Below are 21,435 nucleotides of genomic sequence, written 5' to 3' on the forward strand. Positions count from 1 at the left end.
TGGGTAGGGTGGGAAACGGCCGCAGGCCTTTCCCACCGCCAGCGGGCCCGCGATCCTGCCTACCACCGCCATTTCCCCTCCGGCCCGGGGCCGACGATACTTGTATAGCCGTCCGTCCGTCCCCATATTGGGCCGACCGTGCCTGAAGGAATCCGAACTTGAGCGAGCTTCTCTCCCGTCGCCTGGCCTTGCTGGGCGAGCCCGCCAACCAGTCCCTGCTCAGGCACTGCCTGCACGGCATCGAGCGGGAATGCCTGCGCGTCGATACCAATGGCCAGCTGGCGCAGACCCCGCATCCGGCAACCCTGGGCTCGGCGCTGACCCATGCGCAGATCACCACCGACTATTCCGAGGCGCTGCTGGAGTTCATCACCCCCGCCGAAGCCGACCCGGCGGCGACCCTCGTCGATCTGGAGCGCATCCACCGCTTCGCCTATGCCAAGCTCGACGGCGAATACCTGTGGAGCCCGTCGATGCCCTGCCGGCTGCCGGCGGAAGAGGACATCCCCATCGCCCGCTACGGCAGCTCCCACATCGGTCGGCTCAAGCACGTCTACCGCAAGGGACTGGCGCTGCGCTACGGCAAGACCATGCAGTGCATCGCCGGCATCCACTACAACTTCTCCCTGCCGGAAGCGCTCTGGCCGCTGCTGCAGCAGGCCGAGGGCGACACCCGCAGCGCCCGCGACTTCCAGTCCGAGCGCTACATCGCGCTGATCCGCAACTTCCGCCGCTACAGCTGGCTGCTGATGTACCTGTTCGGTGCCTCGCCGGCGCTGGACAAGAGCTTCCTGCGCGACCGCCCGCACCACCTGCAGGAACTCGACGCCGAGACCCTCTACCTGCCCTGGGCGACCAGCCTGCGGATGAGCGACCTGGGCTACCAGAACAATGCCCAGGCCAGCCTGACCCCCTGCTACAACGACCTGGTCAGCTACACCGACAGCCTGCGCCAGGCGGTTTCCACCCCCTATGCGCCCTACGCCGAGATCGGCACCCAGCGCGACGGCGAATGGCTGCAGCTCAACACCAACGTGCTGCAGATCGAGAACGAGTACTACTCGACCATCCGCCCCAAGCGCGTCACCGGCAGCGGCGAGCGGCCGATCCAGGCGCTGGTCGCCCGCGGCGTGCAGTACGTGGAGGTGCGCTGCCTGGACATCGACCCCTTCCTGCCGCTGGGCATCGACCTCGACGAGGCGCGCTTCCTCGACGCCTTCCTGCTGTTCTGCGCCCTCGAGGAAAGCCCCTGCCTGGCTGCGGACGAGTGCGCCAGCTGCACCGGCAACTTCCTCAAGGTGGTCAAGGAAGGCCGCCGTCCCGGTCTGCATCTGCAGCGCCAGGGACACACCGTACCGCTCGCGGCTTGGGCCGGCGAGCTGCTCGAACGGCTGCAGCCGCTCGCCGAACTGCTCGACCGGGCCTACGGCGATGAGGGCTACGGGAGCGCCCTGCACGCCCAGCAGGCCAAGGTCGCCAACCCCGACCTCACCCCTTCGGCGCGCGTCCTCGCGACCCTGCGCGAGCGCGGCGAGAGCTTCCGCGCCTTCGCCCTGCGCCAGAGCCTGGCCCATGCCGAAAGCTTCCGCGCCCGCCCTCTGGGCGAGGAAGAACGCCAGGCCTTCGAAGCCGAAGCCCGCGCCTCCCTGGCCGAGCAGGCCGAGCTGGAGCGCCGGGACGTCGGCAACTTCGACGACTTCGTCGCGGCCTATCAGGCGAGCATCCAGACCGCTGGAGCCTGAGCGCTACCACCGAGGCCGGCAGACGCCCCCTGGCGAATCCACCGGCGAATCCACCTGCCGCTTAACGGGGCATTCATTGCGGCGCAAGCTTTTGCGCCCGCCCGCTGGACGAGGAGGCGTGCCAGGCCCTTGAGGCAGAGGCCCGCGCCTCCCTGGCGGACCAGGCATGCCGGGGCAGTGCTAAACCAGACGCTTGCTTCACCGCCTATCGGTCGGCCTGGACACTGCCACCAAGGCCCTTTCAGCCAGTCCGTGCAGTTAAGGGCGGGTTACAGCCGAACGAACTCGTCCCGTTACCCAAGGACTCCTCCAATCCGGCAGGATTGCTCCTTATTTTCTCCTTTTTACCGCAATTAGCTGACAAAGATTGCAATGTGTTGATCAGCCCAACCGTTCATCGAAGTCAACATATACGAATGTATATCAGCATGTTATCGTTAGCTTGCTTGCAAAGATAGCGCTATCTTTTAGCGCGCCACAGCTCCGCTCCCTTGGTCAACTCACTCCACGGTGAGCGGAAGCTGAGCTGAAAAAGGCAAAACCATCGAAAGATGGCGACGCAAAGTCTCCGGTCTAAAGGAAATTTTCCGATGATAGCGGGACCGCCAGTTTTGTATGTCGACACGGTTTCCGTGCTCGCTTCTGAACTATTGCTCTTTCACTCGCCCCTGCTGGTGCCCCGGGCCTGCAGTGCGGTCGCATCGCGTGCGGATCAGGCCGCCCGGGTGAATGCAGCAATGCCTGGCAAGACTGCGCATGTCTTCTTCCGATGGGTCATTCAACCGAGAAGAGTCAGGGGTATCGACATGAGCACACCCGACGCCACCCTGGCCAGCAGGAAGTTGCCCCTGGCAGCGCCCCTGTCGTGACTTCTCATCACACAAGGTAAAGCGACTCCCCATGAGAGCATCACCAAGCCAATTTTTTGCAATTTCCCTACTCAGCATCACGATTTCAGGCCTGTTGTCAGGCGCAGCGGTTGCGGCACCGGCCCCCACGGCGCTCGAGCAGGTGCCCGACGGCAAAGGCGGCGTGAAGTGGCAGGAAGTGACACCCGACACGTCCACCGAGGAAAGCCAGAAAGGCAAGAGCCAGCTTCTCGGTATCCAGGCGATCACCACCGAGCCGGATGGCAGCGTGAAGGTCGAGATGGGCAAGCCCGAAGTCCGGCAGCCCACGTCGGGCGACGTCTTCGTCTCCAACGAGAAGCTCGACGAGCACGTCATCTTCCAGGCGTTCGCGCTCTATCAGCCGAACGACAACGCGACCTACAAGGCCCTGGCCAACAATGCCCCGCAGCTGGCGCAGTGGGGCATCACCGATGTCTGGTCGCCGCCGCCCTATCGCGCCGCCTCCGATTCCAAATACGGCGAGGGTTATGCGATCGCCGACCGCTATGACCTTGGCGCCTACGACAAGGGCCCGACCAAGTACGGTACCGCCGACGAGCTGAAGGCGGCCATCGGCGCCCTGCACAACAACGACATCCGCATCCAGGTCGACGTGGTTCCGAACCAAATCATCGGTCTGAATGAACGCCATGTACTGCCCGTGACGGGCGTCGACATGTACGGCAACCCGAACAATCCCTCCATCGACAAGTACCTCTACTCGACCTACAGCAAGGGCTCGGCGCCGGGGCAGGCCGAGCACGGCGTGATCAAGGAGTGGGACTACTTCCACTTCCACGGGACCACGACCCAGTACCAGGGCATGTTCCGGGTACTCGCCGATGCGAACAATGTGCCCTGGCGCTACTTCGGTCCGCAGCATCCCGACAACTACCTGCCGCAGTGGCTGGCCGAGAGCGACGCGGCCAAGTACGGCACGATCAACACCATTGACAACTATCTGCTGGCCGACAGCTGGTTCGCGATTGAAAATGCGGACAACGAATCCAACGCGGTGTATGCGCCGCTCTTCCTGTACTACGAAGAGCCGCGCTCCGATGTCGTCAACCAGGGCTTCCTGGCCTTCGCACGCGAAAATGGCTATACGGGCACCGACGAAGAAATTCGTGCCACCATGCTGAGCGAGTTGCGGACCACCCCCAACCCCATCGGCCCGCTGATGGATGAGTACCTGGCTGCCCAGCCCGGCTACTCGAAGAAATCGGAAGAGAACGCCATGGCCGGCGTTCTGCGCTACGACGGTCCCGAGAACGACCCGTCGCACATCGGTACCAACGTGCTCGACTTCGAGTACCTGGTGGGCAACGACCTCGACACCATCCGCGAAGACGTGCAGCAGGAGCAGCTGAACTGGCAGAAATATCTGCTCGACTTCGGTTTCGACGGCTTCCGCATCGATGCCGCCTCCCACATCAACACCGATATGCTGCGCGACGAGGTGACTCAGCGGCTCAACTACTTCGCCGGCGAGGACGTCAACGAGCACCTGAGCTATATCGAGTCCTATGTGGCCCAGCAGGTCGATTTCGAGCAGTCCAACAACTACGGCCAGATGGCCATGGACGCCGGCCCCTTCTCGGGCCTGATGTTCTCCTTCGGCCGCGACTGGGCGCCGCTGCGCTACGCCTTCGAGGCGTCGCTGATCGACCGGGTCAACGGCGGTCCGGCGCTGCCCAACTGGTCGTTCGTGAACAACCATGACCAGGAGCACAACATCCTGGTGACCGTCCCGCTGACCGAGGAAGAAGCCGGAGGCTACGAGCCGAACAGCCAGCCCTACGAGCTGCGCCAGCTGGAGAAGTACGACGCCGACCGCAACAGCGTCGAGAAGCAGTGGGCGCCCCACAACGTCCCGGCCATGTACGCCATCCTGCTGACCACCAAGGACACCGTGCCGACGGTCTTCTACGGCGACATGTTCGTGTCCTCGAAGCCGTACATGTCGACCCCGACACCGTACCGCGACGACATCGTGAACATCCTCAAGCTGCGCAAGCAGTTCGCCAAGGGCGAGCAGGTGATCCGCTACGAGAACAGCAACACCGGCAGCAACGGCGAGGACCTGGTCAGCAACATCCGTCTCGGCAACGACCGCAAGACGGGTGTGGCCGTGGTCGCCGGCAACAACCCGGCGCTGGACACGACGATCACCGTCGACATGGGGGCGCAGCACCGCAACCAGTGGTTCGTCGACGCCATGGGCTACCAGCCGGAACGGCTCAAGACCGACAAGGACGGCCGCCTCACCGTTCAGGTCAAGGGCACTCAGAACGTGGACGTGAAGGGCTACCTGGCCGCCTGGGTTCCGGACCTCCAGGCCCAGGAGTGAACCTGCTCGTCACCGAGCGGTTCGCTTGAAGGGAGGGCGGCTCGCCAGCGGGCCGTCCTCTCCGACCGATATTTTGTCTTGCTCCGCTTTGAAACCTCTCGACGCATGTTGATAGGCGCATCGAATCCCTCGAGCTGATGCGTAAGGAGGTCGCCTGGACTTGCCCCTCTCAAACCGGACACCGCAACCCCGTTAAGTTGATGCCGCGGTCATTCGCCTGAACTCTCGAGGCGAGCGGTAATTCGGGGCACTGTGCGGATGCTCCTTGTTGTAATGCTGGAAGGCAATCTCCAGGTTGCGTAGCGCCGTCAGGCGGTCCGGCCTGGGCATGTGGGCGATGTAATCGCGCTTGATCGTTTTCACGAAGCTTTTCGCCATGCCGTTGCTCTGTGGGCTGCAGGCCGGCGTGGTCAGCGGCAGCAAGCCGATCTCCCGGGCGAAGGCCCGGGTCTGCTCGGCGGTGTAAGCCGAGCCGTTGTCGCTCAACCATTGGATCGGTGCAGGCGGCAACGTCTGGCCGAAGCGCCTCTCGACGGCCTCGAGCATGACATCGCGGACATCGTCACCGCTGTAGCCGTGGGGGGTTGGCCATGGCTTCCCGGTCGCAGCAGTCGAGGGCAAAGGTCACGCGCAGGCGATCGCCATCGTCGCGGCGAAATTCGAAGCCATCCGAGCACCAGCGGGTGTTGCTCGTCTCGACCGCCACACGACCGTCATGGCGACGTGCGACGCCAAACTGCACTAGCGACGCTACGGATGCAAAGAAGGATTCTTGCCAAACAAAATTCCAAAGGATAAGTTAGCGCTATCTTTATGGCGCTGAACTTGTCGGGGTGTGTTTTCACCCAGCCACCCGCCCGCTTCCGACCAGTATCAGTGGCAAGCAACAACAACAACAAGCTAACGGCGACAGATTTCGCTTTACCATCAGCATTGATTTGTGTAGGTAGCGCTGTCTCCATGCCAAGGAAGAAACCTATGCTTTCCTCCAGCTCCATGGTGCTGAACACGGGTTCGCCGATCGCCGCCAACCCTGCACTCCTAAAGCGCTTTGCCAGCGCAGTGATCTCATTCTCAAGCACCGGAATTTCCGCCTCCCGTCCTCCGCACACCTTCACGACGAAGCGCATGGTGCAGGCGGCCGGCGGTAGAGCTGCCTCTCGCAGCGCCCCGGCAGGTCCAATCCCCTCACTCATCGAGCAATACCCAACCATGCCGGGCCGGCAAATCTCCCCGTGGTTGCGTATCGGGGAGGCGTTGCCAGCGCGCGCCCCTCGATGCCTCGAAGCGATGGCTCGAAGCTTCGGCTGAGACTCGCTGAACGATCCTCCCCCATCCAAAGCAACCGGCTCCCGCTCGGAGCGGCTGCGACGGCGATTTTCCAACGTTGTTATCCCCCCTCAAAAAAAGGAAATGACATGCAGCCAACAAGGTTCCGCAAAACACTGCTGAGCGTCATGGTAAGCGCCGTGGGCCTCTGTCAAACCGCGCTGGGTGCCGCCCCCGGTACCGGCGTGGTGGAGAGCGTGGCCCCGGGCGCGCCGGGAAACGCACCGTTCTGGTCCTATTCGGGAAAAACCGGTATCGGCACCTCCTACGAGCAGTACAACGAAGATGGCCAATATGCCCCTTCGGCGGCCACCGGCCCCGTGTCGAAAGTCTGGTTCTCCCTGGCCCAGGGGATCATCACCGAGACCATGTTCGGCTTGATTCATGAAGCTCAGCTCAGGGAGTTGCAACTGGTTATCCAGGGGCCGGACTTCGTGGATCTGGAAGCGCAGGACACCGACAGCGAAATTCACTACCTGTCGGTCGACGGCGAGGGCCGCCCCAATTCGCTCGCCTACAAGATCATCAATCGCGACAAGGAAGGCCTGTACGAGATCGAGAAACACGTGTTCACCGATCCGAACACGAACTCCCTGATGATGCGGGTCATCTTCCGCAGCACCGATCCGGCCATCCAGGCCTATGTGCACGTCGATCCGGCGATCGGCAACACCGGCAGCGGCGACACCGCCTTCGTCGACCGGCAGGCGCTGTACGCCCAGCAAGACGAGACGACGCTGGTGGTCAAGGCCAGCCAGCCCCTGGAGAACGCCACCGTCGGCTTTGCCGGAACCTCCGACGGCCTGACCGACCTGAAGAAGGATGGCAAGCTCGACAACCAGCACACCAGCACTGGGTCACAGCAGGGCAACGTCGCCCTGCTGGCGCGCCTTCCCTTGAAGGGCACCGAAACCACAATCGACTTGGTCGTCGGGTTCGGGAAGAGCCGCACGGAGGCCGACAAGGCCGCGGACAAGACGCTTGCCCGCGGCTACGCCAAGGTGCTGGCCCACTACAATGGCGAGGGCAAGGCGATCGGCTGGCAGGATTATCTGCAATCCCTGTCCGCCCTGCCGGCCATGTATGCGCAGAGCACGGACAACGGCAAGCTGCTCAACGTCAGCGCCATGGTGCTCAAGGCCCAGGAGGACAAGAGCAACGCCGGGGCGCTGATCGCCTCCCTGTCCAACCCCTGGGGCGATACGACTTCCGCCGAGCAGAGCAGTACCGGCTACAAGGCCGTCTGGCCACGTGACTTCTATCAGTGCGCGATGGCGCTGCTGGCGCTCGGCGACCGCCAGACGCCGAAGGTTGCCTTCGAATACCTGAAGAAGGTTCAGGTCAGAGAAGACACCCCCGGCAACGAGGGCGCTACCGGCTGGTTCCTGCAAAAGACCCATGTCGATGGCGAGCTCGAATGGATGTCGGTCCAGCTCGACCAGACCGCCATGCCCATCATGCTGGGCTGGAAACTCTGGCAGGCCGGGATACTGGACGACAACCAGATCACCGACTGGTACCAGAACATGCTCAAGCCGGCGGCGGAATTCCTGGTCAAGGGCGGCCAGATCAAACTCGGCTGGAACGATTGGAACATCACCCCACCGCTGACCCAGCAGGAGCGCTGGGAAGAGCAATGGGGCTACTCGCCCTCGACCACGGCAGCACTCATCGCCGGCCTGACAGCGGCCTCCGACATCGCCGAGCATGCGGGTGATACCAATGCGGCGCAGACTTTCCTGAACACCGCAAAGGATTACTCCGACAAAGTGGAAGCGAGCATGTTCACCCGCAGCGGCGAGCTGGGCGACGGACGCTATTACCTGCGCATTACCCAGAACGACGACCCCAACGACGGCGGCACCCTGAGTTACAGCAACGGCTATGCCGGACTGCCGGAAAGCCAGATTCTCGACGCCGGTTTTCTGGAGCTGGTGCGTTACGGCGTTCGGCCCGCCACCGATCCCCACATCGTCGATTCGCTGGGAGAGCTCGACAGCCAGGTGCTGCCCGAGCACCTGAAGCTTAAATACACCTTCACCTACCCCGGAGTCGTAGGCGAATTCCCCGGCTGGCGTCGCTACGGCAACGATGGCTACGGCGAAAATCTAAACACCGGCGGCAATTGGATGACCTCCGAGCCGGGCTCGGACCGGGGCCGGGTCTGGCCGTTCTTTACCGGCGAGCGGGGCCATTACGAGCTGGCACTCGCCAAGGCCCGGTTGCCGGAAGGGGTCAGCGCGTTGAGCGACGAGCAACTGATGCAGCTCAAAAACACCTACGTCAAGAGCATGGAGCTGTTCGCCAATGAAGGCATGATGCTGCCGGAACAGGTCTGGGACGGCGTGGGTGACAACAGCACCCATGGCTTCGAGAAGGGAGAAGGCACGAACTCCGCCACCCCCCTGGCCTGGACCCATGCCGAATACGTCAAGCTGGTTCGCTCGATGACCGACCAGGCAGTGTGGGATCACTACCCCATCGTCCCGGAAAAACTCGCGCAATGACCTGAGGGTGTACATCGCACCGGGCAAGCGCCGCACCGCTTGCCCGGTGCTTTCAGGCGCTTGTGGCCGCGCTCGGTAACTCAACCTCATGGCATATCGGCGTGACCGGGGCAGAACGGTGCTCGAGCAGACCGCGTGAGGAACCAGCGATCTCCTTGCAGACTGCCTTCCGTCGGCGGCAATAATCCATGGCAGCCAGGGGGAAGCCCGATGGGCCTGAGCCTCTTTGTTCAAGCCTGCCCTTCCCATCCAGGTGGAGCTGCCCCTGATGGGCGCCAGCGGTCAATTCAGGCTCACGGCAGCGATCCAGTGCAAGGTCGCAGCGGCGAGCCGCTACTCTCGTGTTCTCGTAGCGAACGGGACCAAATCGAGCGGAGCAGGCCAGGATGACCTGACGTAAGGCGGTCGGGTCGCGAATGAACCGCTCCGGGAATCTCGGAGGCTCCAACCTTTGAGAGGATGGAGCCATGAAGTCAGCAACGAAGTATTCCCCTGAAGTCCGATAACGGGCGGTTCAAACCCCACCGACCAGCGCCGTACTGTCTCGTAGGTCAGCTCGATGCCACACGCAGCCAGCAACTCTTCGACCATGCGCAGGCTCAAGAGGGAAACGGTAGTACAGCCACACCGCATATCATCTCGGGTGGGAAGCGGTAACCGGCATAGGAAACTTTCAATTACCCATAGCGGGAAGCGACGAGTAGTGCTCCCAGCTTGATGTCCATGAGACGGCACCAGCCTCGCCAGAGAACGACATTGCCGGGTGGCGGATCCGAGGCACGGGCGAGATAGCCGCCAAGCCTCGCAATGTGAATCAGGTAGTCGGAAAGTGTCCTCGATGGAGGAGGTTGGCCGGTGGCGTCGATCATCCGGTCAAGCAGGCCAATTTCGTCCCGGGTCAAGGCAATGCGGGGAGAGGCCTCGGGCTCGGTGCGGTTGAGCATGGTCATCCAGAACAGACGCCAGGCAATGATGCAGAACAAGGCTATGAGATTGACCAGACGCTCGGCCGTCCTGAGCCTGGCTTCCTCCGCACGGCAGCCGGATTTCAGGATCTTGTGGAACGACTCGATCTTCCAGCGCAGGGCATACCAGTCAAGCTTCTCGATCGCCTCCTGCGGCGAGGTGACCGGCAAGTCGGTGATGAGTTGCCAGTCGATGGCCGGCCTGCCGCTCGGCTCCCCACGCTCCCGCGCCTGGATCACGGTCAGGTCGATGGCCGAATAACGTTTCTGCTTGCCGATCGGCGGTAGCACGTGGATACGACGATAACGAAGCTCGACGATGGCTCGGGTGGTTTTCCTGCCCTCTTCGACCAGGACGTCATGAAGTCCCTGGACGGCAACCTCGCTCATCTGGTCGGCAATCGTCTGTTTGCCGCTGCCGGCCAGGCGGTCGACACAGGTCCTGACAAGGAAATGGGTACCGGCAGAGCGTGCCGCACAGAAGAACTCATAGATATCGTTTTCCCGGTCCCCGACATGGACCAGCCGTGCCGGATCGCCGAGCAGCGCGGTAGCATCGCGCAGGTTTTCCAGCCAGCGGACGCTCTCCTTGTGCTCGATCGGCACGCGGGTCGGATTGATCCGGCGCTTGAGAGCCGTCACTCCCCTGAACTTCGAGCGTGTCCAGAAGCGGATTGCGGCCAGTCCCAGGGGGAGCCCCTCCGGCGTGACGACCAGGCTGGAATGCATCAGCAGGCCACAGAGCGTATGCATGGGCCTGCGGCCATCGGTTTTCCGGCCGGGGATGGTGGTAAGCGTGCCGATCTGCTCGGGGTGCGCCCGCTTGTACGAAAACTCGGTCGTATCCTGAAGGACCAGCAGGGGACCGTCGACGGCAGCAGCGCGAATACGCGTCGACTGGAAATGCCCGGCCAGAATCCGCGCCTCGTCTACTGCCGTGTTGGAAAGGAAGCGGTAGGCCGCCTTGGTATTCGCCCAGTCCTGGCAGGCCAGCGGGATGGGTTCTCCCACGGCATTCGCCATTTGCAGCAGCAGCTTGCGCAGCCGCCGGCCAAGGCGTTCGTCCCGGAACGTCGAGCCGGCGAGTTCCTGTTCAATCCAGGAGGCGTCAGCCAAAACAGAGCGGTCCATGGGACACCTCGGCTATGCGTTTCGGTGCCTCCAATGAATCATGGGGCGACCTCTTGTCACAAGCTCATATGGACCGGTCGCAGATATGGGTAATTGAAAGCATAGGAAATGGCATCGGTGACAAGGGCGTCGTGCTGCAGAGTGGCTCGTTTTATAGCTGGGATTGTCGCCGCATCTCCGTCAACCTGCCAACAACGTGACAGTGCCGGCAGCCAAAAGCCGTGCTTTTGGCTGCCTCTTAACCTGAACGTTCGGCGTCACCGATCAGGCATGCATGCTTAGCGGATGTCCGAAGGCCCGAGTTTCACAATCCGCACCTTGGCAATGCTGGCCCGATTGACAGGACCGCCTATTCCGCCGCTACCGGAATAGAGGGCATTCGACTTCAGATAACTCATATTGAAATAATCGCTGAACACGAGACGATAGGTCCCGGGTTCCAGATCGACCGCCATCTCCGTAGACGTCCTCAGCGGTTGCTCACCATTACGCGGATCGACATGCGGCATTTGCACGATACCGGTAGCTACCACCTTGTTGCGGCCTCTCAGCACGTCAATTTGTTTCACCGCGTTGGTGACCCCGGTATTAATGGCATATTGATGGTTGTTATAGACCAGCTCGATGGCGTAGCGACCAGACTCCCTGATAGAGATGTCCTGGATTTCCAGCGTATCGGTGGGAGCACCCCAGTCGCGCAACGTCGGCTCGGTAATACCGTCAGAGGGCGGCGTTACCGCAACATTACTAAGCACGCGAGCATCGGTCACAGGAATGACCTGGACCGCTGCCTCATCGGAGCAGAACGGCGCCGAATGATGCGAACGATGGCCACTGCTGCTGAAGACTGCCTGCACTGCATAGCAGACACGGGATCCGGCGGGAGCCTTGCTGCGGTCAGTCCAGCTCATCTGCGTCAATCGATCGTCAACGAGCTTGCCATCCCGGAAAATACGATAGTACACCGAGTCGCTCGAAATTCCGGTATTTCCATTATCCGTAAAGTGGACAGTGTACTTGCCATCTTTTTGCACAATGGAGGTGACCTGCGGTTCGACAGGAGCAAAGACACGCGGATCCCGATGATCGCCTGGATCGACCTCTGGCGCCATGGTGATACGCGTATCACCGGCATGCAAATCACCGAAGTCGACTTCGATGACGTTCGCAGCATCGTTCAGCTGACTTTCTTCGATGACGCCGGTAACCGGCGCTCCGTTCAAGCGTACCGTCTCAACCATGTAGTAGCCTGTCCCGGACATCGCCTCCGGCAAATTCAGCACCACGTCGAGAGAGCGGCCCTTGTAGTGGAGTCCGGAAAGCCGTGCCTGGGGTGAATTACCGAACAACTGCCGTGCTTTGGCCGTAAGGAATGGTTCGACCGTAATTCCAGACTTGTGGACTTGATATCCAAATATCGTCCCGATGACCATATTCAGATAACCCGCGACAGACCACAGCTGACGCTTGGAGTTGATCACCGGGCCATCATCATAAAAAGGCTTTCCGGTCAGCCACTCCAGGTTTTCCATGTTGGAGAGATTCAATGCCGCTCCCCGCACGAGGGATTGGATCGCGTTATCTGCGACCGCCGCATTACGGACCTTGGCAGCCGCCTGCAGCTCATATGCAGTGACAAAGGGCCATAGCGCACGGTTGTGATAGACCTCTATACCCGGCTGCTGCGGGTAATACACCGGAACGCCCAGCTCGCCATGCGGATAGTTGGCCAGAACCTCCGATGCACGGCTTGACGGAGCGATCCCGCTCAGGATGGCCAGAGCCGAGCCGAGCATGTCGAATTTTTCGACGGGTGCCTGATCCTCGGCCGCGCTCGTCAGACTCGCGTATAAACCAGCCTCTTCCAGCCAGAAATGTTTATTGATTTTGTCCTTCAGCGCATCGGCCCAATCACCATAGCGCTGCGCCAGCGGCGCATCACCATGTTCACGGGCCAGTCGCGCGGTCAGTCGCAGCGCCTGGTAATGAACGACGTTGGTCGACAGAGCCTTGGACTCGGACATGTGACTCAGGTTATCGACGATCCAGGTCGCGTAGGTCTGCGTGCGCCAGTCAAGATAGGATTGCTCACCGTTATACAGGCCGAGCGCCTGATCGAATGCCGCCTGGCGATCAGCTTCAATGGTGCCGCGCAAGGCGGCGTAGGCATAATCCGAGAACTTGTCGTAGGCCTCACCGGACAGGCTGTTGAGAACGCTTTCGGCCGCCAGAGCCCAGGTCACACGGTCCGTGCTCACCGGCCAACTGCCGCCGGAGCCGGTATCCTGGACAATCTGAAGGGTGCCCTCGGGAAGGCTCGCAGGCGACTGAGCCCCTTCACGGAAGTCGCTGGTCTTGAAGCGCAGCGAATTGATAACTTGCGCAGGATTAAGCTCGGCCAAGCCGAGCCGGGCCGCATAGGACAAGTCACGGGTCCAGACGTAGGTCCATTTTTCTCCTGTCTGGAAACAGTTGCAGGCAATGGGCTCGCCAGCGTTGTAGCTGCCGTCACGGATCTCGCTGACACTCAGCATCTTCAAGTCGTCCATGGCCATGGCGAACAGGCCATCGAACATCAAATTGCCGCTCCGCAGCAAGGGGTGCGCGGCATCTTCGGTGAAAATCCGCTGCTTCTCGGCATCGTCACGAAGGTCCATCGTCGTGCTGATCGTATAGGTGCGCTGCGCCGCTTCCTGATTGGTTACCGACACGGTGACCGTTTCATCGCGAGCGTTCGGCTCGAGTGGATAGGCTGGGAAGATCACCGAGTTATCTACCCCGTCCTCCCCGGTCTGGGCTGCCTGGGGATTGTCAGCATAAGCGCCCCCGTAGAGCGACGCCAAGGATAGCGCTACAGCGGTCATAGCAGTGGTGCCAAGATATTTGCGACGAAACATACGAGCTTCCTATTGTTGGGATTATTGGTAAGCAAGAGGCGCGTTTCCTTGCGTATCGCGCTTTTTCCTTGAGGTGTACGACCTCAGGAGCAAGGGCCCCAGGGTCGGAAGTCAGTGGCGGAGGGATTTGACTCGTAGCTGCAGATAACCGCAGCAGGCAATGTCCGCTGTCTTCCCGGTGCAGAGTGGCTGCCAGGAAAAGGCCAAGGGCATCTAGGGGAAGGAGGAACATCGCCCACGATCGTGCGCGCATGGACAGCTGGAAGCATTAGGGATACCTCTTAGCTCTGAGACAGCGCTTTCTTTGCGATCCGTAACACCGCAAAGCAGAGTCTGCTACTGCCATTTTGTTGTTTTTGTCGACTGCCGTCAGGGCTACCCAACGCGGGCAGGAAAGTAAGCCCGCGCCCAAGTCAAGGCCATTGAGATAGCGCAACCTTAGTGCCTGAAGTTTTGTTTGACAAGTGGCTTATTCCATAAATTCGCTCAAGTAAAACGATTCATCTAGATTTCCCGGGCAATCGCATGACCCCCTTTCTCCCCTCTCCCATCAATGGGAGAGGGGCCGGGGGAGAGGGCGTGAATGGCTGCACCCACCCCATCATGCGATTGCCTCGTCTAGATTTCCTTGCACAAAGCTCAATGAATAAGATAACGTTACCCAGATAAAGTCGGCAGTCGCCTACGGTCATCGGGCTTGATTCTTCTTAGCTATTTAGCTATCTGTTCGTTTCGGAGCGCCAACGACGCCCCCGGATGACAAGAGACAAAAACAACAAAATCACGGTGACAGATGTGTTGTGCGGCGAATTCAGCCCCCGCAAAGACAGCGCTGCCTCCGAATTAAGGTATCCTATGCTTCCCCGACAACGCTCCAGTGCCCATGGGTGTCGCTGCTTGCGGCACATTCACGGCTCGTCAGGTGCACTGCCCACGCCCTGCTGCCCTCTTCGTCTCCCACGAGAAACTCGACGAACATGTCATCTTCCAGGCGTTCGCGATCTATCAGCCGAATGACAGCGCGACCTACCTACCACGCGGAGCGGCTCAAGACCGACAAGGACGGCCGCCTCACCGTTCAGGTCAAGGGCACCCAGAGCGTGGACGTGAAGGGCTACCTGGCCGCCTGGGTTCCGGACACCCAGGCCCAGGAGTGAGAGTGAGCCTGCTCGTCACCGAGCGGTTCGCTTTAACGGGGGCGGCCCGCCAGCGGGTCGCCCCTCCGACCGACATTCCGATCCGCACCGTTTCGAGATGGCTTTACGCATGTTGAATGATCTGATTGGGCACCGGATAGCCGCCGCAACGCTACCCAGAGCGCTCAGCATGATTCTGCTGACAGTTGCCTCGATCCAGGCGGTGCAGATCGCCAAAACGCTCTTCTGGCCCGAGTCATCGGCCTCCGCGGCGCCACTCGAGCGACGCGAGGCAACACCGGGCGATACGCCGACGCTCGATCTCGAGGCCATCCAGCAGGCGGAACTGTTCGGCTCGCTTGCAGAGGAGCCGGCCCAGAAGGCGCTTGCGACGCAGGTGAAAAGCCGTCTGAGCGTCAAGCTGCTGGGCGTCGTCAAGGCCCCCCAGGGGAGCACTTCCGTGGCCATCCTCGCAGAAGCCGGCCGGCAGCGAGCCTATGCCGTCGGCGACAAACTGTCAGGCAACGGCGACGCCAGGCTGACCGAAATCCTGGCGGACCGGGTGGTGTTCGAGGTGTCCGGTCAGCAGCAATACGTCGAGCTGGAAAAGCCCGCCCTGAATGACACAAAGGTCTCCATCGCCGCCACGGCGCCGCTCCAGACGAGCCGATCGCCACGGCCTGGCGGAGCCGGCGCGGGCGGCGAAGCGGATTCGAGTCGCCGTGCGCCGGGGCGAACGGACCCGGGATATCGAAATTGATCCATGAGCTGTCTTTTGAAGAGGTACGGACCCGGATGACCCTCCGCCGATCAGCTAGCCGCCTCGTTGCGCTCGCCTTGCTGGCAGGGCTGGCGACTGGCTGCACCCCCTTCGGAAAAAACCTGCGTTCCGCCCCGCCCGAGGGGGCGCTCTACGAGGAGAGCATGGAACTCATCCAGTCCCGCCGGTACGAGGCAGCGGCGGCCCGGCTGGCCGAACTGCTACGCGCCGAGCCGCAGGGCGAGCGGCGTATCGAGGCGACGCTGGCCCTGGCCTACAGCCAGCTGCAACTCGACCGGCCGAAGGAGGCGGCACAACTGGCAACGCAACTGATCGAGGCGCATACCGGTACGGAGCGTATGGACTATGCGCTCTATCTGCGCGCCCATGCGCTGCTGGCCCTCAGGCCCGCCCCCTCGGCCGCGCAGGTTCGTCAGGCGGCGGAGGATCTCGGGCGCCTGAGACAAGGCTACCCCGACAGCCAGTACGCCGGGCGCGCCAAGGAAACGCTGGCCAAGGTCGAGGAACGTCTGGCGGACAACGAGCTACAGGCCGCCAGGCTCCATTGGCAGCGCAATCAGCCCGTGGCGGTGGTGAACCGCTGTCGCTACATCATCGAGCGCTATCCCGACAGCGCCGCCGTCGGCGGCGCGCTGGAGATGATGGTTGGCGCCTATCGACAACTCGGCCTGAACGAGCTGGCCGACAGTACCAGGGCGATACGCAAAGGCAGTGTGCCACCCTAGCCTTGGACTCCGCCTCGCTTTCCTGGGAAATATTACGGATGGATCCGTTTAACGTGAAATTTCATAGTTTGCCGAATAAACGGATACAGCCGTGCATTATAAATACCCCTTTACTTTTGACTTATCTGCCTCAGTGTCCTCTCGATACGCAGATGCAGTGGTTACCCAGTCGATGGGGTGTGAAAGCGGGGCAGAGTCCCTCTCCGGCCTACGCCAGCCGACGCATGCAGGCAGACCGGGAAAACGGTCTATCAAGACGCTTGCTGCGTCATTACTGTTCACTTCGTGGCTGCTGGCATGCCCGGCCGGGGCCGACGACTACAGCCTCGACATGCGCGACACCGATATTTCGGAGTTCATCGCCAGCATCGGAAAGCTCACGGGCAAAACCATCGTCATGGACCCGCGCGTCAAGGGAAAGGTCAGCATCAGCACTCCGAAATCGGTGACAAAAGAGGAACTCTACGAAATCTTTCTGGTGCAGCTCGGCGTCAACGGATACTCCGTCATCAATGTGGGAAAAGACATACTGAAGGTGATTCCCCAGCAAGGCGCGAAACTGGAAGGGATCGAAGTTCAGGGTGGCAACAATTCCCCGACGCATACCAGTGAAAGAATCGTCACCCGTGTAGTTCAAGTGCAAAACGTCGACGTAGCCGCCCTGGTGCCCATCCTGCGTCCGCTGGTGGATAACCAGAGCGGTATCATCACGCCCTACCCCGCCTCCAACGTCATTCTGATCACCGACCGCGAGGCCAATGTCCGGCGGCTATTGGAGGTCATCGAACGGGTGGACAAGGCCGATAGCGACGATACCGAGATCATCTGGCTACAGAATGCCTCCGCGCCGGAAGTGAGCGAAACCCTGACGGCATTGATCCGCGAGCAGACCAAGGGCAGCGAAGGCGCGCGCCTGATGCCCATCGTCAAGGCGGACGCCCGGACCAACAGCCTGTTGATCCGGGCCGACGAATCGAATCGCGAGTATCTCCGCCAGGTCATTAAGGAACTCGACAGCGAGGTCCAGACCGACAACAACACCCGGGTTCACTACCTCAAGTACGCCAAGGCCGAGGACCTGGCGGCGGTGCTGGAAAAGATCAGCGGCACCATCAGCGAAGAGGAGGGCAAGGCCCCCCGGAATCCGCCGGGACCAATCAGAACGCCATCCATATAAAGGCCCACGAGGCGACCAACAGCATCGTCATGTCGGGCAGCCCGAGGATCATTCGCGACCTCGGGCAATTGATCGAACAACTCGATATCCGCCGCGCGCAGGTCCTGGTGGAAGCGATCATCGTGGAAATGGCGGAAGATCGGGCCAAGGAACTGGGCGTCCAGTGGCTGCTCGCGGATCGCAACGGCAGCGGACGGGCACTGGCCGGCACCAATTTCACCAATCTCGGCAATGGCCTCAACGGGATATTGGACGCCACCACGACTGGCGACACGCCAATATCAGTGCCAGGCGCACTGAGAAACGTCGGCGGCCTGACTGCCGGCGTGGGGCGCTTCAGCGACTCGGGCCTGAACTTCGCCGTGCTCTTGAAGGCGCTGCAGGACGATGCGAAATCGAACATTCTCTCCACCCCCAGCCTGCTGACCCTGGACAACCAGGCGGCCTCCATACTGGTGGGCCAGGAAATACCCGTGTCCACGGGCTCGACGCTCAGCAACGACAACGACGCAAACAACCAATTTCGGACGATCGAGCGCAAGGACGTCGGCGTCAAGCTGCTCATCACCCCGCAGATCAACGAGGGCGGTGCCGTGCAACTGCAGATCGAACAGGAAGTCTCCTCGCTGGGCCAGCAGATTGGCGATGACGGCGTCAGCTTCAACAAGCGTCAAATCAAGACCGCCGTCCTGGTCGATCACGGCGCGACCATCGTCCTGGGCGGATTGATCGACGACGACATCAGCGAGGCGGGATCGAAGGTACCCGTGCTGGGCAGCTTGCCGGTGGTGGGTCGCCTGTTCCGCTCGGACGGCAGTCGGATCGTCCGTCGCAATCTGATGGTCTTCATACGCCCCACCATCATTCGCGATCAGCAAATGCTGACCTCGGTCAGCAAGGCCAAATACGGTTTCATTCGGGACCGGCAATTGAGAGACAAGGACAGCGCCGTGGAGCTGTTTCCGGAAGAGAAGCCGGCAGTCCTGCCCGAATGGACAGGTCTTGGCCCCGCCTCGATCAACGTGTTGCCGCCCGAGAAATAAACGGACATGGCCGATTCACCGATTCCCGCCGCAGAGCAGGCGGATGCCAAAACCCTGCCCCAGCGGCTGCCGTTCGGCTTCGCCGACCGCTATCGGTTGGTCGTCGAGCCCGAGGAGGGCCGCCTGAGGTGTTACCACATCGAGCAGACGCCTCTCGAGGCGATCCTCGAGGCCAGGCGTTTCCTCGATACGGAACTGACGCTGCTGCAGGTCACGGTCGAGCAACTGGAACAGCGCCTGGGAAGGCTCTACCAGCAGAGCGGTCAGGCCGACATGCAACTGATCGAGAAGATCGGCGACGACGACGATCTGTTCGAACTGATTGATGAACTGCCGGAGAACGAAGACCTGCTCGCCGCCGAAGGCGATGCGCCGATCATTCGCCTGATCAATGCGATGCTGACCGAGGCGATCAAGGAAGGCGCCTCCGATATCCATATCGAACCCTACGAAAAGCGTCTGTCGGTGCGCTTCCGCATCGACGGCGTGCTGCGCGAAATACTGTCCCCCAACTACAAGCTGGCCACCCTGCTGACCTCGCGCATCAAGGTCATGGCCAAGCTCGACATCGCCGAGAAGCGCGTGCCGCAGGACGGTCGCACGGCGTTGCGCATCGGCGGCCGCGCCCTCGACGTACGGGTTTCGACCCTGCCCTCCAGCTACGGCGAACGGGTGGTGATGCGCCTGCTGGACAAGCAGACGGCGCGCCTCAGCCTCAGCGACCTCGGCATGCCCGAGAACACCCACCAGGCCTTCGAGCGCCTGCTGCTGCAGCCCAACGGCGTCATCCTGGTCACCGGCCCCACCGGCTCGGGCAAGACCACCACGCTCTATGCCGGCCTCGGCATGCTCAACACCAGCTCGCGCAACATCCTCACGGTGGAAGATCCCGTCGAATACGCCATCGAGGGCGTGGGACAGACGCAGGTGAATACCCGCGCCGGCATGACCTTCGCCAAGGGGCTGCGGGCGATGCTGCGTCAGGACCCGGACGTGCTGATGATCGGCGAGATCCGCGACGCGGAAACCGCCGAGGTGGCGATCCAGGCGAGCCTAACCGGCCACCTGGTATTGTCGACCCTGCATACCAACAGTGCTGTCGGCGCGATCACCCGCCTGCGCGATATCGGCATCGACTCCTTCCTGGTCGCCTCCAGTCTGAAAGGCGTGCTGGCCCAGCGGCTGGTTCGGCGACTCTGCCAACACTGCCGTGAGCCTGTGCAGATAACGCAGGAAGAAGCGCAGCTGCTCAACAGACCCGAACTCGAGGGAGCAGCCAGCTATCGGAGCCGGGGCTGCAGTCACTGCAATCAGACCGGCTATCGCGGCCGGGTCGGCATCTATGAGCTGGCCGTGGTGGACGCCGGACTGGCGACACTGATCAACCAGCGGGCCGGAGAGATGGAGATGCAGCAATACTTGAGTAGCAAGATGAATTCCCTGATGGACGAGGCGCGCCTTCTCGTTACCTGCGGCATGACGAGCGTCGACGAAGTGCTGCGCATCATTCGCAGCGATTGAACGCCATGGCCGCCTTCAGCTACCGCGCACTGACCACCGACGGCAAGACCAGGAGCGGCCTGATCGAGGCCGATTCGCTGCGCCACGCCCGCGCGCTGCTACGCGAACGGGGCCTGCTGCCCACCGCCGTGGAGGCCGCCAGCCCGGCCCGCGCCGCCAGGGCCGGCAAGTTCCGCCTGGCGCGGCCGCTGCCGGCCCGCGACGTGGCGCTGCTGACCCGGCAACTGGCGACCCTGATCGACTCCGGCCTGCCGCTGGAAGAGGCGCTGCATGCCATAACCCGGCAGACCAACAACGCCTTGCTGAAAGCCACCGTGCTGTCCGTGCGGGCGCGGATTCTGGAGGGTCACAGCCTCGCCTCGGCGCTGTCGGAATACCCACGCAGCTTCAGCGAACTGTACCGGGCGATGATCACCGCCGGCGAGGAGTCCGGGCACCTGAGCGGCGTGCTCCTGCGTCTGGCGGAGTATGGCGAGCGGCTGCAGAAGATCCGCAGCAAGGTGCAGGTGGCGCTGATCTATCCGGTGTTTCTGACGCTGGTGGCGGTGGGGGTCATCGTCTTGCTGCTGACCTACGTGGTGCCCAAGGTGGTGGAACAGTTCACCCATGCCGAACAGACGCTGCCGCTGCTGACTCGCTACCTGATCCTGATCAGCGATGTCCTGCAGCAATATGGCCTGCACATGCTCGCGGCGCTGGCGGGCCTCGCGCTACTGGCGCGCTGGTGGCTGCACGATGTCGGGCGACGTACCCGCTGGCACAAGGCGCAGCTGCGCCTGCCGCTGGTCAGCACCTTCGTCCTGGGCCAGCAGTCGCTGCAGTTCGCCCGGACCCTGGCGATCCTGGTCGGCAGCGGCATCGACCTGCTGCACAGCCTGAAAGTCTCCGCCGGGCCGATGACCAACCTCTATCTGAAACAGGCGGTGGCCAACACTAGCGACCTGGTGCGGGAAGGCTGCTCGCTGTCCCGCGCCCTCGAACAGTCCGGCCCCTTCCCGCCGCTGCTGGTGTACATGATCGCCAACGGCGAGCGCAGCGGCGAGCTGGAGAAGATGCTGGACAAGGCGGCCGAGAACCAGGAGGCGGAGTTCGAAAGCCGTGTCGCCTGGCTGCTTGGGCTGTTCGAACCCGCGCTGATTCTGGTCATGGGCGGCATCGTCCTGTGCATCGTCCTGGCCATTCTCATGCCGATCCTGGAACTCAACAACCTGACCTCGTTTTGAAGGAGACACGCTCTTGAA

The 21,435-nt window shown here is 61.9% G+C and carries 13 protein-coding genes, 2 pseudogenes and 1 riboswitch; of the genes and pseudogenes, 10 read left to right on the plus strand and 5 right to left on the minus strand.

Annotation, left to right across the window (positions count from 1 at the left end; all coding sequences use genetic code 11):
- The first annotated feature begins 158 nt into the window (after nucleotides 1-158).
- Together gshA and GCU53_RS10275 are read left to right on the plus strand one after the other, a co-directional pair.
- The gene (gene gshA, locus GCU53_RS10270) at nucleotides 159-1,742 is read left to right on the plus strand and encodes a glutamate--cysteine ligase (RefSeq protein ID WP_152387527.1); all 1,584 of its coding nucleotides are present in this window, start codon (nucleotides 159-161) and stop codon (nucleotides 1,740-1,742) included.
- A gap of 524 nt (nucleotides 1,743-2,266) precedes the next feature.
- Nucleotides 2,267-2,352, plus strand: a riboswitch (cyclic di-GMP riboswitch).
- Nucleotides 2,353-2,753: 401 nt separating this feature from the next.
- Entirely contained in the window at nucleotides 2,754-4,982 is a 2,229-nt protein-coding gene (locus GCU53_RS10275) for a glycoside hydrolase family 70 protein (protein ID WP_167520052.1), read from the plus strand.
- A gap of 192 nt (nucleotides 4,983-5,174) precedes the next feature.
- Here GCU53_RS10275 and GCU53_RS26045 read toward each other — a convergent pair.
- Both GCU53_RS26045 and GCU53_RS10285 read right to left on the minus strand, forming a co-directional pair.
- Nucleotides 5,175-5,706: pseudogene (locus GCU53_RS26045) on the minus strand (DDE-type integrase/transposase/recombinase); the annotation flags it as partial.
- Nucleotides 5,696-6,112 (minus strand): hypothetical protein, encoded by a 417-nt coding sequence (locus GCU53_RS10285; RefSeq protein ID WP_152387529.1) that lies wholly within the window; start codon nucleotides 6,110-6,112, stop codon nucleotides 5,696-5,698. The pseudogene GCU53_RS26045 and the gene GCU53_RS10285, both read right to left, overlap by 11 nt.
- A 339-nt stretch (nucleotides 6,113-6,451) precedes the next feature.
- On the opposite strand from GCU53_RS10285, the gene GCU53_RS10290 reads away from it, so the two are divergent.
- Nucleotides 6,452-8,818, plus strand: coding sequence for a glucan 1,4-alpha-glucosidase (locus tag GCU53_RS10290; protein WP_244307107.1), 2,367 nt, complete (start codon nucleotides 6,452-6,454; stop codon nucleotides 8,816-8,818).
- 507 nt (nucleotides 8,819-9,325) lie between these two features.
- On the opposite strand, the pseudogene GCU53_RS10295 reads toward GCU53_RS10290, so the two are convergent.
- From GCU53_RS10295 to GCU53_RS10305, 3 genes and pseudogenes are all read right to left on the minus strand, one after another.
- A pseudogene (locus GCU53_RS10295) lies at nucleotides 9,326-9,456 on the minus strand (IS6 family transposase); the annotation flags it as partial.
- A 39-nt stretch (nucleotides 9,457-9,495) separates the two neighbouring features.
- Nucleotides 9,496-10,914, minus strand: coding sequence for an IS4 family transposase (locus GCU53_RS10300; protein WP_152387531.1), 1,419 nt, complete (start codon nucleotides 10,912-10,914; stop codon nucleotides 9,496-9,498).
- A gap of 278 nt (nucleotides 10,915-11,192) precedes the next feature.
- Nucleotides 11,193-13,811, minus strand: coding sequence for an alpha-L-rhamnosidase-related protein (locus GCU53_RS10305; RefSeq protein WP_152387532.1), 2,619 nt, complete (start codon nucleotides 13,809-13,811; stop codon nucleotides 11,193-11,195).
- 1,013 nt (nucleotides 13,812-14,824) lie between these two features.
- On the opposite strand from GCU53_RS10305, the gene GCU53_RS25455 reads away from it, so the two are divergent.
- The 7 genes from GCU53_RS25455 to gspF all read left to right on the plus strand — a co-directional run bounded on the left by GCU53_RS25455 (nucleotide 14,825) and on the right by gspF (nucleotide 21,417).
- Entirely contained in the window at nucleotides 14,825-14,968 is a 144-nt protein-coding gene (locus GCU53_RS25455; protein WP_167520053.1) for a hypothetical protein, read from the plus strand.
- A gap of 169 nt (nucleotides 14,969-15,137) precedes the next feature.
- On the plus strand, nucleotides 15,138-15,707 hold the full coding sequence (locus tag GCU53_RS10310; RefSeq protein WP_167520054.1) for a type II secretion system protein N: 570 nt from the start codon (nucleotides 15,138-15,140) through the stop codon (nucleotides 15,705-15,707).
- A gap of 35 nt (nucleotides 15,708-15,742) precedes the next feature.
- Nucleotides 15,743-16,453 (plus strand): outer membrane protein assembly factor BamD, encoded by a 711-nt coding sequence (locus GCU53_RS10315; RefSeq protein WP_152387534.1) that lies wholly within the window; start codon nucleotides 15,743-15,745, stop codon nucleotides 16,451-16,453.
- A gap of 331 nt (nucleotides 16,454-16,784) precedes the next feature.
- Nucleotides 16,785-17,630: a secretin N-terminal domain-containing protein gene (locus tag GCU53_RS10320; protein ID WP_167520055.1), complete on the plus strand. Its 846-nt coding sequence runs from the start codon at nucleotides 16,785-16,787 to the stop codon at nucleotides 17,628-17,630.
- A 29-nt stretch (nucleotides 17,631-17,659) separates the two neighbouring features.
- Complete coding sequence (locus tag GCU53_RS10325) at nucleotides 17,660-18,673, plus strand: type II secretion system protein D (RefSeq protein ID WP_152389853.1); 1,014 nt, start codon at nucleotides 17,660-17,662, stop codon at nucleotides 18,671-18,673.
- Between the two features lie 6 nt (nucleotides 18,674-18,679).
- On the plus strand, nucleotides 18,680-20,194 hold the full coding sequence (gene gspE, locus GCU53_RS10330) for a type II secretion system ATPase GspE (RefSeq protein WP_152387536.1): 1,515 nt from the start codon (nucleotides 18,680-18,682) through the stop codon (nucleotides 20,192-20,194).
- A 5-nt stretch (nucleotides 20,195-20,199) separates the two neighbouring features.
- Entirely contained in the window at nucleotides 20,200-21,417 is a 1,218-nt protein-coding gene (gene gspF, locus GCU53_RS10335) for a type II secretion system inner membrane protein GspF (RefSeq protein ID WP_152387537.1), read from the plus strand.
- The last annotated feature ends 18 nt before the right edge of the window (nucleotides 21,418-21,435 follow it).

Origin of the sequence: Azotobacter salinestris (assembly GCF_009363155.1) — a bacterium.
In the GTDB taxonomy this organism is placed as follows: domain Bacteria; phylum Pseudomonadota; class Gammaproteobacteria; order Pseudomonadales; family Pseudomonadaceae; genus Azotobacter; species Azotobacter salinestris.

What these genes read in the sequence shown, in the direction of transcription:
- gspE (WP_152387536.1), top strand. Translation starts at nt 18,680, where the DNA reads ATGGCCGATTCACCGATTCCCGCCGCAGAGCAGGCGGATGCCAAAACC.
- GCU53_RS10320 (WP_167520055.1), top strand. Translation starts at nt 16,785, where the DNA reads ATGCGCGACACCGATATTTCGGAGTTCATCGCCAGCATCGGAAAGCTC.
- GCU53_RS10310 (WP_167520054.1), top strand. Translation starts at nt 15,138, where the DNA reads ATGATTCTGCTGACAGTTGCCTCGATCCAGGCGGTGCAGATCGCCAAA.
- GCU53_RS10315 (WP_152387534.1), top strand. Translation starts at nt 15,743, where the DNA reads ATGACCCTCCGCCGATCAGCTAGCCGCCTCGTTGCGCTCGCCTTGCTG.
- GCU53_RS10305 (WP_152387532.1), bottom strand. Translation starts at nt 13,811, where the DNA reads ATGTTTCGTCGCAAATATCTTGGCACCACTGCTATGACCGCTGTAGCG.
- GCU53_RS10325 (WP_152389853.1), top strand. Translation starts at nt 17,660, where the DNA reads ATGTCGGGCAGCCCGAGGATCATTCGCGACCTCGGGCAATTGATCGAA.
- GCU53_RS25455 (WP_167520053.1), top strand. Translation starts at nt 14,825, where the DNA reads ATGACAGCGCGACCTACCTACCACGCGGAGCGGCTCAAGACCGACAAG.
- GCU53_RS10285 (WP_152387529.1), bottom strand. Translation starts at nt 6,112, where the DNA reads ATGCGCTTCGTCGTGAAGGTGTGCGGAGGACGGGAGGCGGAAATTCCG.
- GCU53_RS10300 (WP_152387531.1), bottom strand. Translation starts at nt 10,914, where the DNA reads ATGGACCGCTCTGTTTTGGCTGACGCCTCCTGGATTGAACAGGAACTC.
- gspF (WP_152387537.1), top strand. Translation starts at nt 20,200, where the DNA reads ATGGCCGCCTTCAGCTACCGCGCACTGACCACCGACGGCAAGACCAGG.